The following is a 15,706-nucleotide window of genomic DNA, read 5'->3' as shown; positions in this document are numbered from 1 at the left end:
TCACCCGTCTGGGGCCGTGTCCGCGCCCGGATGGACGCAGACACAGCCTCTCTGTCTTCTTAGAAGTCCATGCCACCGCCCGGCATCGCTGGCAGCGGCGCGTCCTTCTTGGGCTTCTCGGCCACCATCGCCTCGGTGGTAACCAGCAAGCCAGCGACGGACGCAGCGTCCTGAAGGGCCGTACGCACCACCTTCACCGGATCGATGACGCCCTGTGTGTAGAGGTCGCCAAACTCGTTGGTTTGTGCGTTCCAGCCATAGCCGAACTCGGCCTTGTCGCGCAGCTTGCCGACGATGACCGAGCCTTCGGCGCCAGCGTTTTCCGCGATCTGTCGCACTGGCGCTTCGAGCGCGCGCCGCACGATCTCGACGCCATGTTTCTGGTCGGAATTATCGGCCTGGACATTGTCGAGCGCCTTTACTGCGCGCAGCAAGGCAACGCCGCCGCCCGGCAACACACCTTCTTCAACTGCGGCGCGGGTGGCATGCATGGCGTCATCGACGCGATCCTTGCGCTCCTTCACCTCGACCTCGGTCGAGCCGCCGACGCGAATGACGGCGACGCCCCCGGCGAGCTTGGCCAGGCGTTCCTGCAGCTTCTCACGATCGTAGTCCGAGGTGGTCTCCTCGATCTGAGCCTTGATCTGGGCAACACGCCCCTGGATCTCGGTCTTGGAGCCAGCGCCGTCAACGATGGTGGTGTTTTCCTTCTCGACAACCACCTTCTTGGCGCGGCCGAGCATGTTCACCGTCACGTTTTCGAGCTTGATGCCGAGATCTTCCGAGATCGCCGTGCCGCCGGTCAGAATAGCGATGTCTTCCAGCATCGCCTTGCGGCGATCACCGAAGCCAGGCGCCTTGACGGCAACGACCTTGAGGCCGCCTCGCAACTTGTTGACGACAAGGGTAGCCAACGCCTCGCCCTCGACGTCCTCTGCGATGATCAGCAGCGGTTTGGAAGACTGGACGACCGCCTCAAGCACCGGAAGCAAAGCCTGCAGGTTGGACAGCTTCTTTTCGTGGATCAGAACATAAGGCTCTTCCAACTCGACGCGCATCTTGTCCTGGTTGGTGACGAAATAGGGGGACAGGTAACCGCGATCGAACTGCATGCCTTCGACGACTTCGAGTTCGGTTTCGGCGGTTTTTGCCTCCTCGACGGTAATGACACCCTCGTTGCCGACTTTCTGCATCGCCTCGGCGAGGAAACGGCCAATTTCGGCGTCACCATTGGCCGAGATGGTTCCGACCTGGGCGATCTCGTCGTTCTTGGTGACCTTGCGAGCATTGACCTTGAGTTCCGCGACCACGGCGTCGACCGCCTTGTCGATGCCACGCTTCAGGTCCATCGGGTTCATGCCGGAAGCGACAGCTTTGGCGCCTTCCTTGACAATCGCCTGGGCAAGCACTGTCGCCGTTGTGGTCCCGTCGCCGGCGATGTCGCTGGTCTTGGACGCGACCTCGCGCACCATTTGCGCGCCCATGTTCTCGAATTTGTCATCCAGCTCGATCTCCTTGGCGACGGTGACGCCGTCCTTGGTGATGCGAGGGGCGCCGAACGACTTGTCGATCACAACGTTGCGGCCCTTGGGACCGAGCGTGACCTTCACAGCGTTGGCGAGAATGTCGACACCGCGCAGCATCTTCTCGCGGGCTTCGGTATGGAATTTGACTTCCTTAGCAGCCATTTTTCTTGCTCCTTCTTAAACGCCGGGTGCCACCTTAGGCGGCCTTCTTGGCCTGGGCCGCGGCATCGATCACGCCCATAACGTCGGACTCCTTCATGATCAGGAGATCCTCTCCGTTGAGCCTGATCTCGGTGCCGGACCATTTGCCGAACAGGATGCGGTCGCCAACCTTGACGTCGAGCGACAGCAACTGGCCGCTGTCGTCGCGGGCGCCCGGACCAACGGCGATGACCTCGCCTTCCTGCGGCTTTTCCTTGGCGGTCTCGGGGATGATGATGCCGCCGGCCGTTTTTTCCTCGGCCTCGATGCGGCGGACCAGAATACGGTCGTGCAATGGACGGAACGTCATGTCGTTCTCCTCATGGACAAACAGATTTTTGAGGTTCCTCCGCGCCGCATCCGAAGCGGATCCGGCGCGGGGTGCGCGACCCTCTTCGGCATCGTGCGCAATCGATCTGGGTAAGGTGCTTTTGCGTTTCAAGAGGTGGCTGCAAAAATTTTGGCACTCGGGCATGCCGAGTGCTAGCGCGCTGAATTCATGCAGCTATCCGCCGCGAATGCGTGATTGAGGGGGCTTGAAATTTCGTTCGAATCCTCCAAAATTTTTGTCCGACGATGATCCGCCCAGGGACCCGTCGGAACGTCAACGTAAAGGAGATTTTTGTAACGGAGGACCATCGATGGAACGAACTGTCCCGACGATCATCCCCTCGATCGCCCCTGAAACCACGGATCTGTCACTGGACCGTCTGCTTTTCCCGGCCCGGTTCTTCAGCCATCCCGACGATGTGATAACGGACGATCAACTCGACATTCAGGAAAAGCGCGCCATTCTTGCCTCTTGGGCATCGGATGCATGCGCAGTCGAATCCATACCGGCCCTGCGCAAGCCACCAGGCGTTGCGTCCCCTATGACTTTCGATGACGTCATGGATGCGCTTCGCCGGCTCGATGAAATCGGCGCCGACGTCGCCTCCAAATTCGACCAGGGCGGCAACCGCGAACGTCCGGAAAGATTGGACGCTTGATGGTGACCGAGAACAAGCTTGTGCTCAGCAGAGAATTCCGGCTGCAGATGGAGGGTTACGGCCTCACGACCGCGGAGATTCATTATCACCTTCCTGATTACCCGCGGTTGTTGCAACTTTTTGTCTGGCAGGAATACGACCTGGCACCGGAATTCCCGACGCTGAAAGTTTTCCTGAGATACTGGGAACAGGAACTTGAAGGCGCGCTCCATTCCGTGCGCGTTGCCCACCACCGCCTGATCAAACCTGCAGAATGGCAGGCAGTGGACGGGGTGTTTACGATTTCACTGAGCACCGGGGCCCGGTGCAGCCGGGCCCTCTATCTCGTCGTCGGGATCAATCAAGTCAATCAGTGCCGCTACCCGCGTTCCGGGCAGAGGGCGGCCTTGCCTCATCAACGCGTCGTCGCCGAAAGCCCAACCCGACGCCTCCCTGAGTTCATCGAGCGAAGCGCCCGACAGGATCACTTCTGCAATCATCGTATCGTCCACCGATCCGAGGACCGAGACAACGTCTTCCCGCGTCATGGTCATTGCTTGCCTCCATCGATTCGCCAGCGAACTAGATGGGCATTGGACGGAGCGCTTTCCAGCCGCCTCGGCCTGTGAATCCACCACCACGCCGTCAAAATGTCGGCTCGATTGCTCGCCCCTTGACGTAGCGCAAATCGCTTCCCAACTCATAATTCGTCGGCCGCTGCAAAGGGCCGGCACGGTCAGGGAGCGCCAGGCTTCTTGGCGCTTCCTCGTACCTATGTTGCTCCAAGGAGGATGTAGCTATGAGAACAAATATGGACTTCTCTCCCTTCTATAGGTCGAGCATCGGCTTCGACCGGATTTTTGATCTGCTCGAGAAATCCAGTTCACCGCAGGCCGACAATTGGCCGCCCTATGACATCGTCAAGCTCGGTGAAGACACCTATCGCATCGCGCTTGCGGTAGCTGGGTTCGCAGAAGACGAGCTTTCGATCACCCATGAGCCGAACCTGCTCGTCATCAACGGCTCGAAGACAGAAAATGGCGAGGTTTTGTATCTCCACCATGGACTGGCGATGAGGACCTTTGACCGTCGTTTCGAACTCGCCGACCATGTCAGTGTCATGGGTGCCAAGCTCGAGAACGGCCTGCTGATCATCGACCTCAAGAAGGAAATTCCCGAGGAGATGAAGCCGCGACGGATCGCGATTAACGCCGACGCTGACAAGTCTGCGTCGAAGCGGATCGAAGGCAACGTAGCAGCCTGATCTTACCTGAACCGGCCAGTGCGACACCCCATCTGGGGTGGGGTGTCGTCGCGACCTAACGAGAAAGGACAACCAGGAAAGGCGAAAGGAAAAGACAATGAGTGTACGTGACCTGATTCCATGGAACCGTGGCAACAACCAGGCTCCGACGATCTACCGCAGCGAAGACATGGATCCGTTCATGTCGCTGCATCGCAACGTCAACCGGCTGTTCGACGAGGTGTTCCGGGGGGTTGACACACCGTCGGTTCTTGGCCGCATGGCGGCTCGCAATGGCGCCTGGCCAAACGTCGAACTCTCGGAGAATGACAAGGAGATCCGGTTGGTCGCGGAAATGCCCGGGCTCGACGAGAACGACGTCGAGGTTCTGCTTGAAGACGGTGTTCTCACACTTCGTGGCGAGAAGAAATCGGAAACCGAAGACAAAGATCGTCAGTTCAGCGAACGCTATTATGGGCGTTTCGAGCGGCGCCTTGCTCTCGGTCGCGAAGTCGATGAGGATAAGGTGGAGGCGGCATTCAAGGACGGCGTTCTCACCGTGACCCTGCCCAAGACGGAAAGGGCGCGGGCGAACGCCAAGCGCATCACAATCAACACCAGCAAGTGATCGCTGACTGGCCGGTCGGGTGCGTAAGGTCCCGGCCGGCATCCTTGAAGAGGGAAGGGCGTAAGGTTTCGGAGTGACGGTACTTTTTCTTGCAAGTCGTTGGATGCGAGGAACTGGACTTGCGAGCAAACTCGGCGATTGATGTCGACAGACGCCGAATATTCACAAAAAAAGTTTTCGGCAAATCCTCAATGAAATCAACAGCGTAACAATTTGACGGCCCGACTGTCAGGATTTACTTGCGCTTGCTGGAGAAATTCGTTGCAAAATCAGAAGCTTAGGGCTGCTTTTGGCAATTGAGTGGGAGTGAGAGTGCAGACGGCGGCAACAGCGTAGTTTCGGTGGTGAATTCCGCCGTCGCGAAGTGTCGTTGCATAGCTCATTCCTCTGAGTTTGTGTTCTCCAACTCTGCCTTGCCAGTTCGATCTGCGCCTTTTTTCGAGATGATGTAAAGTCGCCTCAAGGGGCGGGAGTGCCGTGGAGTAGAGTAGCGTGCACAATGGCGGGTCTGCTTTGCGCCCCATCTCGGTCATCCGGAAGTCCTGACCTATCCTTGAAAGCGGACATACTCACGTCTGCTTCGCTTCGTGCGGCGCCCGCGCCGCCAGATGCGAGTGTCATCCCTATTCGCCGTGCATTAACTCATGTTCGTGTCCCGCAAAATCGATTGCTTTGAGGATGATGCCGTCGGCACTGAAGCATGCCCTAGACCATCGATGCTCGCGGTCTAACCGCAGACCGAGCTGTCAACCGCTCGCTCTGGCGGACGAAGACGTCCTCCCGCAGCGGCGGTGATGAATGCTAGCTAAACTCAAAGGCACCACGCCATACTCACCATGACAGAGCCGTCGCATGACCCCAATCCGTTGAAGGCTCGGGGGCGCAATATTTCGCGTTCACCTATTGCGAAGCAAAAAGATTGGGCGCAGGTTTGCGACTAGAAATACAGCCTGCATTGCAGGAAGTTATGTACATGGCCAGATGGCTTTATATTAGCGCATTCTTAATTTCTGGCTTCTCAGCGCTATTGCTGTACTCGTTAAAATTGTATGGATATTGCTACAGTTCCTGTGAATTTTATTCAGATACTCACTTAATCTCGACAGCGCTCCTTGATGAGGCTAGGCGAGGGAAATTTCCTGAAGACCTCAATGATCTGTCAGACGCCTCAACGTATCTGACTGAGCATCCTGATTGCTGCGTCATAGCTCGCTGGAACCATCCATTTTTGACTAACCCCCTGATCAGTTCGCTGTTTGGCGAGCGGTACGTGGTCGTATCCATCGGCTATCGCCAAGGTAAATCTAACGAGTTTGGCAAATATACAAATGTTTTAACGATGGTTAATTCTTGCTCATCCGTCGTTGATAGGTATTCGACAGGTTATGATAGCTAGCAACACCACGAAGGAAATACAAATGGCGGCTTAGGATGGTGTTTTTGGTGGTCGCCCTGATACTATTGCCAAGATAATCAATGCCCTGGTCAAAGCCGGCATCAAATTCATCCCCGAAAACGGCGGTGGAGCTGGCGCGCGCCTTGTCCGGCGTTCCAGCGTTTGACGGACACGAAGCAGCTTCGCACCCGCTAGGCCGATAGTAAGCCGTGAGCAACCGGGTTGCTCTGGCAACAAGGTCGGCGCTCGCCTTCCGGGGGCCTCGACATGTATTTTGCTAAGGGGCCTAGGGCGCGCCAACTGCAGCCGGGCGGGGTGGGGGTTAGCCGCAGCTGGCGCTAAGCTCGTGTGTTGCCTTGGGGGGGGCGGCAGGAGCCTGCCCGCAAATTAGTCACAGCTAACGCAAGGTCAACCAACGCAAGCGTGTCTTAGGCGAGATCTAGCGCAACTTGCGAATGCCTAGCCTTTCAGCCCAGCTAATCCTGGCCGGGCAGCGTTCCGGCTATTTCCCCTGAATCTGTACTCGAACCAGAACTATCGAAGCCAGGCGCTGACAAACAGGCGCGATTTCCGGCCTGGCGCCTAGATCACCAACGAGCGACCTGGCTGTGGTGCTGCATCCTGAGAGGACCCGAGTACGTGGGAGACGCAGCTACGCCTTCGTCTTGCGTCCAGCCCGCTTTACCGGCATCTTTTCAGCCGGCTTGCGGCCAAGACCAAGGCTCTTGGCCATTTGTGATCGATGGGCCGAATAGCTAGGCGCAACCATTGGATAATCCGCCGCCAGCCCCCACTTGGCGCGATACTGGTCAGGCGTCAGACCGCGAATGGTAAGGTGACGCTTCAGCGTCTTGTATCGCTTCCCGTCCTCAAGGCTGATCAGATAGTCGGGCGTGACGGACTTCTTGATCGATATCCTCGGCGTCAATGGTTCTTCCGGCGGCGCTACCGCCACACCAAGATTGCTGATGCTGGAATGGATTTGGGCAATCAAGCCAGGCAGTTCTCCGGCCGGGACTGGATTGTTCGAAACATAGGCCGCCACGATATCGGCAGTGAGCTCAATCAGCTGGTTATTGGGCTTTAGCAATACTTCAGTCATCACATCACCTCCGGAGAGTACTCGGATACCAAGCTCCGGTAGCGGAGTTTTGCCTACGACGAAACCCGGGCGCTCTATAAAGCCGGCGCGCGGCCGCAGCTGGACGTCCGCTTCGCGCCCCATTTCGGCCGTTCCGGCGCGCATTTTGACTGCCTGAAACCGGCCGTTGGTTACGACTGCGTCGTTCGTCTTGAGACTGCGCGAGCTCGGACATGTTTGCCCGCGCACGAGAGCTCAACTTCGAAGGCTGACGAGTCGTCTCCTCGATCAAGAATTCACTTGCTATGGCTCGGAGGAACTATCACCAATCGCCGAAGGGCCTCGCTTGTGCTTTACTGTCCGAGGAAGCGCCAAACGCGGCATCAACGCGGTCTGCCAGTCAACGCGCTTGCGATACGAGAACCGCTCCTCAAGATCGCGAATGGCTTCGTGTCCTGGGCAAACTTCGACGGCAAGTCCGATCCATTCCCGCGCTTCCTCGTAACGACGCGCTACGCGAAAGCGTTCAGCGAGCGCCAAACACATAGCCGCCTCCAAAATTCGCGGCGCCTGCAATCCTGAAGGCTTCACGCGGGCAGCAAAATACTTGTCTAGTGCCTCACGATGCACATCGATCGACCAACCCTCAAGCATGCCGAAGATCGTACGAGCGATGAGCGCCTCGCTGCTTGGCGCTCCGATGAGATCCATGTGCTGCTCGATCAAAACGTCCAGCTTGGCGGAGCGATCATGCTTCGGAAGCAGACGCGCAAATAGTGCATACAGCGTCAGCAGCTGGCAGCGCTCCAGCTTGGCGCAGGACTTTGCCAGCCGCTCCATGTCGGGAAAGATCGGTCGAAGATCCGTTACGGTCGCGTTTGGCGTGTTCATGAGCACAGGCACAAGCTGCTCAAGATGCCCTTCAAGCCGTTGTCGAGCTTGCTTCGCGTTCATGAGCGGCATGCCGACCCACATCTCCGGGGCAAGCGGGACCGTGACCACCCCGGCTTGCTCACGCGCATAATCATAAGGCTCGTGTGTGGTCGTCGGACCGCTGGCGACAAACGCGGTGATCACATGGTGAGTAAGGCGGACTAGCCCCTGGAAGCTCAGTACCGGGCGACGATCCACCTCGGCCGTTTCGCGATCGCTGTCCGACAGCGTAATTGCGTCCGGCAATTGGCGGACATTGTGGACATAGCGTGAGCGGAGCACATAAGCCTGACGCAGCGCCTCACCTAATTCATGCCGAGCGATGGCAGCGCCTCCGATTAGGTCCGGCGCGCGAAAATAGTCGCGATCGACATGATGGAGAACAAAGGCACGGTAGCGCCGTGCCAGTGACGCGTGCTCCGAACCAAGTATAGCCTCGCGAACTGCGCTTCCGGTACGCTTTGACGCCTTTGCCAAAGCCCGGTCCACAGGTATACGCTTGCGTTCGTCGACATCTTTCCAGTTGGTCGTGTACCCATCGAACTCCTGCGCGAGCGATTCCACCGCTGAGACGAGCAACGTATACGCAAGCGCCAGATCATCGCGCATGCGGTGCAGCGCGGTTACGAAAGTCCGGATCGCGCGCATCGCGCCAAGAAAATGGCGTCGATCCAGCGCGAGCAGTTGATCGACCAGTTCCTTGAAGGGCGCGATCTCGACTTCCTGCAGTGCGATCCGTTCATCGAAATATCGCCGGATGAACTTGCTCGGCGGATCGTACGATGCAAGACCCGGCGCCTTCGATGTCAGCCGGTCGACCACCGCTGGATCGGGAGAGACGATCGCACGCAGGCCAAATGTCGCCAAAGCGGCAAAGTCGGTCAGGAAAGGGCCAATTGTGTGCGAGATCAGGAAGCCAGGGCCGACTTCCGCCTGCTCGATACGCTCTTCAATCTCATAGACGATCGCGCGATTGCCGCGCATGCCGTCGGTTTCCCGCAGCGTCCCAGCAGCTGTCGCCACGTCATAGCCATAGCAGAGTTCGAGGTTGGAATAGAGCACGCCGCGGAGTTGGTTGGTCCGACCCATGCCGCGCGCAAAGAGCTTCCCTGTGTTGATCTGCAGCATGCAGTGCTCAGCTTCCGGCCAGCGGTCTCGCGCGCCGCGCGCGGCCGCGCGGCCAGGATTGTCGACGGGGCACGCCGAGCACCTCCACCGCTGCGAAGCGATCGGCGAACTCGCCGCGCTCATAATGCTCGAGCTTCGAAAGGGCGGCTCGTAATCGCGGTGGAACGGTAAACACGAGTTCGAGCGGTTCCTCCGGCGGAACGATCACCGCCAGCATTTGGTGTCGAAAATGGTCATTATTCGGATCCTTCTCAACATAGCGACGCACCTTGATCAGCATCAGCAATGCCTGATCCTGCGCCTTCAGCATCGCCGCCAGCGCGTCTCGATCAACGGAAAGCCGCGTGCCGCCGCATTCGGTCTCATGCCGTCCGCGACCTGAGCGCATTCCCCAGGACTCGGCGGTGAAGATCGTCTTGCCTGCCGGGTCAATCCAACGACGAGCAAACGGATCCGCCTGCTGGAGCCGCATCTTGGCCACCGTCGCCGCGGATGGGCGTGCGCGTTGCAGCGCCGTGGCGAAGCCGTAGGGGTCGCGGCCGTCGAGCTTGGTGTAACTGTGCTCGCCGCTCGATAGCCATCGCGTCAGTAACGTGCGCTCACTCGGACCGCGCCGATCATGTGCCTCTTCTGCTTCGTCGTCGGCCGGAAGATACGCGAAGAAGGGATCAGCCGAGTAGACCGCATGGGCAACGGAACGAGCTCTTGCTTGATCAACCAACTGCGATCCGATCGTGACATCGAGGCCGTCACACGACTCCCAGCTTGCACTCACCAGAAAGCGCTCTGGCGTAATCAGCGTGTCATCGAAGTTGGCGAGCGAGAGAAGGTCGAGGGGATGCGGCGGCACCAACACCCGGCCGTCTGCTTTCGATTCGCACCGCAAAACTGGCTCGGCGATTTCGACTGGGAACAAATCGGTCCCGTCAGACAACCAGAGGTCGTCGTCGCGCGAGAGCAAGCGCTCCGACAGCCAGCTGTCCCAAGGTGCTCGCTCCCACGCTTCGCCGCTCACCGGACGCTCACGTGCCAATTGGCCAGCGACAAGCAGGAGGGCGTGCCACGCCAACTGGCCACCATGCAAGTCTACCGGCGGAAAGGTGCTCGACCCGTAGCGCAGGTCGTCGCCCGACCGACTGCTCGGTCCATCATACATCGATCCGACCGTCGTGTCGTAGTGGCGGATCCAGGCAATGGCGGCGTCGGAAACTTCCCATTTGGCCAGACCGAACACACTGGCGAGAGAGTCGACCTGATACTTGTCGAAATCATAGTCGAAGTGGAAGCGCGGCTGCGGCTCCGGCCGGTCGTCAGGACGCGCGCTGTAGAAGCTGGGTCGGTGCGAGGTGCGCCGTTGCGGGGGAAGCCCGGGTCGGTTGAGCGTATCGAGCCATGCGGCATATGAGGCGGCGTTGGCGATGTGACCGCTTGCCGCCAGCGCACGCAGCGCCGCCGTCGCGAAATGGCGGCACAGCACATGGGGAAAGGCGTTGCTCGTGCCGATCGCCTCAAGGGTGGTGCGGTGCGATGCGACTGCCACAGGCGTCTCCGCGGCGATGCGAGCAACCGCAGCGAGCAGCCAGGTACGAGCGTGGAGATGAAAAAATGGCCGGGGTTGATCTTGATAGGCGCCGGCCGATCTGCTCTCGATACCGCTCAACAAATGCGCAAGAATTTGATGCTCACCTTCTGCACAGAGCGCCCGGACCGCGTGCGCCGCTCGCCAGCGATCGCCGGCATCGGGTGACCCCAATCGCATCCAGAGCAGGTCGGCAACGAGGGCTGGCGCACCGCCGTCGACCGCTAACTTGCTCGAATAGGGTCCATCGCCTATCGGGTCCGGGAAGAGCGCGGTTGATTGCGCGGCATAACGAGCGAGCGCATCTCCAATCGCCTGCGCGGAAGCCGACTTAGCCAGAATGATGGCGCCGGCCATCCAGAAGTCGCTGGAGATATCCACGCCTTGAACCGGCAGCGCCTTGAGCACCTCTCGAACCAGATCGTCGCGCTGGGCGCCCGCGAGATTGGAGATCTGCGCCAAGGGGCGCCGCCAGCTGTCGCCCGATCGAACGACGTCATCGATGTGCCGCAACGCGACGCGGATCGCGGTGTCATCAAGCGCCTCATCCAGTGCGCGCGAGGTGCCATACCAGTGCTCGCGCGCACCCTCTAGAAACCACACCTTGTCTTGGAAGCGCAGGAGGTCATCAGCGGCGACTGCATTCAGCAGGGCCATGCGGGGTACCGGGTCGATCGTTGACGGCACGAAGTTCTGCAGGATGAAGCCGTCTGTCGGTCGGTTCCCGCTGAACGTCGCTGCCGCCTCGTTGATCGCGGCACGTAGCGCGGCCGGCGTAACCGTGGTCACATCTCTCAGAAATGCGGGCATTTCGCCCGGCCGCTCAAGCGCAGTTGCCTCAGGCAAGCGAAATTGGCGTACCTTGGCGGCGACAAACGCGTCAATCCGCGCGCGCACTGGCGAGTCGCTCGGTAGCTCGGCATCGAAAAGGCGCTTGTACTGGTCGAGGACCTCGGAACGAACGGCCGCACCATCATCACGATCGAGCTCGACGAGCAAGGCCTGCGCAAAGCGTTCGCGTGCAGGGTTTGCAAGACGCGGTAAGATGACCTGCGCAACCTGAGGGGGAAACCAGTTCCAGGTTGCTTCAAATTGCGCGACACCGATAAGACCAGCGGCAAGCGCGGGCGTCAGTCGGTTTCGTAGGACAAGCGCCTTGAGCATCGGCGGCAAGGTCCATCCCAACCCGATCTTCTCACGATGGGCCATGCGCGCCAGCGGTGCCAGACCTGCCAATCCCGCGATGTTGGTCAGCGCGGTTGTGAACCGGCGCCAGTCGAACGCCTCCGCCTCATCCGGGATATTGAGCTCGACCAGCCGCACAAAGGCGTGCGCAGTCTCCGGCGACAACGGTTCACCGGAATATTGCCCGGCGAACTCAACAAAATCGCCGATCCGTTCCTGATCATCAGACCCCACCGCATCCGCCAGTTCGAGGCCAATGCGGAAATAGGGCCGAGCCTCCTCCGCCGAGATCGGCAACAGCGCCCGCGCCAGCGAACCATAGCCCTGGATCTGTGCCGAGACGTCGGTGTCTGCGCGAATGATCGGTTCGGCCAAGCGGGCGAGCCGCAGTGCCGAGGCCTGCGATGCTGGGGTGCGCGCCAGTAAGGCGATCATTCCGATCCAGTCCGCGACGAACTGCGTTTGCGATGCCTCTAGAAACGCGGCCAGTCCGGCCCCGCTTGCCTGGTCCAAGGGCGCGCGGCATGATGCCGCCCAGCGAATGACATCGAGGTAGAGCCGCGTTAAGAAGCGTGGCTGATCCCGGTACGGGTAGGTTTCAGCCGATGTGATTGCGGTGGTCGCAACCGCCAACGCATTTGCAATCGCAGGTGCGGGATTGGGGTTTTTGAGGATCGCAACGACTTGATCCACGAATTGCGGCAGTGGCGCAAGGCGTGTTGCCAAGCATTGTTCCCAGCGCCGCGCCTCTTCCGCATCGATCGGCCGCTTGCCCGGACGTTTCTTGCGCTCGTTCTTGGCAGCCTGGATTTTTTGTCTGAGATTGCGCTCGAACGCGACAGGGCCACGTCGACGCACCGTCAGCGGCACGAGCTCCGCCATATCGCCCGGTAGCAGGTCCGTCACATGCGTATTGCGCCGTCGCGCTGCCGCAGCGACCGTGGCAATTTTTAGATGTTGCGCAACTTGGCCGCCAATGAGCGGCCAGGGATCATCTAGCTGATAGGCTCTGAGCGCTGGGCTCGCGGCATGCGCGACGATCTGCTGTGCATCGCGTACCAGGCCAAGCGCAACGGCTTGGCCTGCAGCATCGAGCAGCCCGTCTGTCAGCTGGTTTTCCCGGCGATAATCATGATAGCTGCCGAGTTCGGCGGGCTCCGCCTTCACACTCGCAAGCCGCCGATACAAGGTTCGCCGAACCTGCGGATCGAGTTCAAGGCGCGAGGCAATGGCTGCGATCACGGAGGGTGATTCGGTTCGGCAATGCGTCAGATCGCGCACGACTTGCCGCGCGGGTTCACCTTCGGTGCCGAGGCGTCCGAGCCGATCAGCATATCCGAGCATCTTCTCCGCGATTCCGAAAGCGTGGCGATCATCGAGCTTCGCCAGCCAGCGGTCGATCCTGACTGCATTGCCGCGCAACAGCTGCACAAAGATGGCATCTGCCTCGAGGCTACCCGAATCGCGGCGATCGGTCCCGCGACCCTCACGCTTCTCGCGCAAGGACCAATCAAACCAAGTCAGTGCGCGATCCGATTCCAGTGCCGCAGCGTGCTGGTCCCCGCCAAAGCTGTCGAGCATTGCCAACGACGCATGGCGACGACCCGCCCAAGTCGATCGATCGTCGCGGAATCGCCGGATCGCCTCCGCATCGCCGCTCAAGGCGACCAGATCAGGGTGCGCGCGCAGGTAGGCATCGCTTCGTTCGGTCGCGCTCGAAATGCGAGCGGCCTCCAGCATAAGTTTCGTCAGGTCATCGACCCGATCGGCGGTCGCGCACGCCGAGATTGCTGCGCTGAGCCGTGCGAGCCGAATGGAGCGATGCGCGACTCGGCTGAGGTTCGGCATTGCCCGCGCGTCGAACGCCAAGGTGACCAGCGCATCGACCTCGCCTGCTTCAGCGAGGATCCCGGGCAGCGCGCGCGCAGCGTAAATCGAGTGCGCCTGCCGCGCATCGAGCCTCGCAAGCAGGTCAGCGCGCGCCGCAACATCGGCACCGATCATTTCGACCACGAGCGTCTCGGTCGGTTCATCGCGGAAGATCAGCCCGGGTCGGGGTAAGTTCAATAAGAGGGAACAGATCGGTGACGAAGCTTTCCACGTCCGATTGCGAAAGTCCGAGGGCGGGCGCCAGCTCGTCGACCGGCACCGGCGGCGGCAGCATGGCCATGCCGGCCAACAGGCCGCGCGCCTCGCTCGCGGTCGCGCCGCGATCGATGGCCTGTTCCTCGGCGGCCCCGATCTGTTCGCGAAGAAGCTGTTCAAGCGTTTCCGACGATTGGCCCGGCTGCGCCACATCGAACGGTGCGCCTCGCCGCAAAAGATGGTCGAGCAACCGCGGGTTCCCGTTCGACCGGCGTTGCAAGACCGTCACATCGTTCGACGTCGCCGAAGGGTAGCGCTTCTGCACCAGCGCTGCCGTTTCTTCTCGGGAGAAGGTCGGTACCGCGAACTCGCGGCACCGCGCGTCGCCTTGCGCGTCATGGCGGCGATGCGTGCGGCATGAAGCAACGACCCTAACCCCAGCAATGCTGGCGATGTTGAGGCTCTGCAGTAGCATATGGCCGAACGATGCCGTCCCGGTTCGTTTGGCTTGCATGCCGCAATGGTCGATGGCGTCGAGCACGAGGACGACATTGGCATTGGCATCGAATTGGCGCAGCGTCGCCACACTTGCCGCAAGCCGTTCACGCAGTGCTGCGAGGCTCTCTTCGACATAGCTTGATTGAAGCATGATGTCACACAGGCCATTGGCGGCGAGCAGATTGGCGAGGTGCGGCAGCGACTTTCGCGGGAGATGCCGGCCATCGGACGGCTCACGCCACATTCCGGCGCCAAAGCCATCGAATAGCAGGACACAATGGTTCGCCGAGAGCTTGTCCGCCAAGGCTTGCATGAGCACCGTCTTGCCGACACCGCCCACCGCATGGATCAGCAGCGCTCGCGGGTCGGCGAACACGAGATCGATAATCTCGTCGAGAACGGGCCGCTCGATCTGGGCTTCAACAACCGGAAAAGCAGCTCGGACCGGATAGATCTCACGCTCATGCGCGATATCGAGAGCGCCCAGCACATCGACCCGACCGATCCGGTTGTCGCTCTGGCCCCGACTGCCTGCGCGGTCGCGTACGAGCCTGCGCAAATTGGCGAGCCGCGCATGGCTGAGATTATCGGTCGCACCGGACCAGGAGGCTAGCGTACGAAGATTGACGTGTTCGACCCGCGCTAATTCGCCCCCAGCACCAGTGAGGGTCAGCTTGTTTGCAAAGGCCTGCAGCGCCGCCCCCGTAAGAGCCGTCGCAGCCGCAATCTGGCTTGCTTGATCCGCTGCGCGTCCCTCAAGATGGTCGCCGCCGCGTAGCGCGGCAAGCGCTATGAGTGTGTCCGCATCGATCGGTCGATTCGTGACGAGTTCGAAATGCGCCAGATTGGGCGCATCACGTCGCGCCTTGGTAATGTCGACGTCGGCGCTTGCAAATTTCCGCAACGTCTTCGTCATTTCCGATGCGCGCATTGGTCGATCGACGGCAGCGATCGAATATTTGAACTGTAGCGTCTCCACCCGGTGCGCGGTGGCCAGCGTTTGGCCGCCACGATAGCGGACCAGATCGGCAATCTCGTGGGCGGCGTCGGAGACTTCCGCTGCGTCCTCGACCGCGAACCCCTCGATCGCGATTGCGGCCAGGCTCGTGTCCGGTGGCAGCAACTCAAGCGCAATCCGTGCCGCCCACGCCTCATGAAATTGATGGCCGTCGCGTGATGCCCGAACAACGTCGATCGATGTCGGTTCGGTGGTCAAATCAGCGCTCGCCATTGCATATGAACGAAATTAGAACAA

The 15,706-nt window shown here is 60.2% G+C and carries 9 protein-coding genes and 1 pseudogene; 4 read left to right on the top strand and 6 right to left on the bottom strand.

The genetic code is table 11. From position 1 onward, the window contains the following. Window positions 1-59 precede the first annotated feature (59 nt). Window positions 60-1,688, bottom strand: a complete 1,629-nt coding sequence (gene groL / locus ACHMW7_RS23785) for a chaperonin GroEL (RefSeq protein ID WP_395447897.1) — start codon at window positions 1,686-1,688, stop codon at window positions 60-62. 34 nt (window positions 1,689-1,722) lie between these two features. Then, window positions 1,723-2,037, bottom strand: coding sequence for a co-chaperone GroES (locus ACHMW7_RS23780; RefSeq protein ID WP_310325987.1), 315 nt, complete (start codon window positions 2,035-2,037; stop codon window positions 1,723-1,725). A 226-nt stretch (window positions 2,038-2,263) separates the two neighbouring features. Between ACHMW7_RS23780 and ACHMW7_RS23775 the strand changes: the two genes are divergently transcribed. The 4 genes and pseudogenes from ACHMW7_RS23775 (at window position 2,264) to ACHMW7_RS23760 (ending at window position 4,566) form a co-directional block, all read left to right on the top strand. Next, complete coding sequence (locus ACHMW7_RS23775) at window positions 2,264-2,716, top strand: hypothetical protein (protein WP_395447896.1); 453 nt, start codon at window positions 2,264-2,266, stop codon at window positions 2,714-2,716. A 20-nt stretch (window positions 2,717-2,736) separates the two neighbouring features. After that, window positions 2,737-3,000: pseudogene (locus ACHMW7_RS23770) on the top strand (usg protein); the annotation flags it as partial. Between the two features lie 494 nt (window positions 3,001-3,494). After that, the gene (locus tag ACHMW7_RS23765; protein WP_395447895.1) at window positions 3,495-3,959 is read left to right on the top strand and encodes an Hsp20 family protein; all 465 of its coding nucleotides are present in this window, start codon (window positions 3,495-3,497) and stop codon (window positions 3,957-3,959) included. A gap of 97 nt (window positions 3,960-4,056) precedes the next feature. Continuing rightward, on the top strand, window positions 4,057-4,566 hold the full coding sequence (locus tag ACHMW7_RS23760) for an Hsp20/alpha crystallin family protein (RefSeq protein ID WP_395447894.1): 510 nt from the start codon (window positions 4,057-4,059) through the stop codon (window positions 4,564-4,566). 2,048 nt (window positions 4,567-6,614) lie between these two features. On the opposite strand, the gene ACHMW7_RS23755 is transcribed toward ACHMW7_RS23760, so the two are convergent. The 4 genes from ACHMW7_RS23755 to ACHMW7_RS23740 form a co-directional block, all read right to left on the bottom strand. Then, a complete protein-coding gene (locus ACHMW7_RS23755) occupies window positions 6,615-7,064 on the bottom strand; it encodes a MucR family transcriptional regulator (RefSeq protein ID WP_395451422.1) in 450 nt (149 codons plus the stop codon). 282 nt (window positions 7,065-7,346) lie between these two features. Continuing rightward, a complete protein-coding gene (locus ACHMW7_RS23750; protein WP_395447893.1) occupies window positions 7,347-9,104 on the bottom strand; it encodes a hypothetical protein in 1,758 nt (585 codons plus the stop codon). 7 nt (window positions 9,105-9,111) lie between these two features. Continuing rightward, complete coding sequence (locus ACHMW7_RS23745; protein ID WP_395447892.1) at window positions 9,112-13,881, bottom strand: hypothetical protein; 4,770 nt, start codon at window positions 13,879-13,881, stop codon at window positions 9,112-9,114. Window positions 13,882-13,897: 16 nt separating this feature from the next. Continuing rightward, the gene (locus tag ACHMW7_RS23740) at window positions 13,898-15,667 is read right to left on the bottom strand and encodes an NACHT domain-containing protein (protein ID WP_395447891.1); all 1,770 of its coding nucleotides are present in this window, start codon (window positions 15,665-15,667) and stop codon (window positions 13,898-13,900) included. Window positions 15,668-15,706: the final 39 nt, after the last annotated feature.

The organism is Aminobacter sp. UC22_36 (genome assembly GCF_044056035.1).
Classification (GTDB): domain Bacteria; phylum Pseudomonadota; class Alphaproteobacteria; order Rhizobiales; family Rhizobiaceae; genus Aminobacter.
Note: the sequence above shows the minus strand (reverse complement) of the source record. Positions and strands in the feature narration are given on the sequence as shown.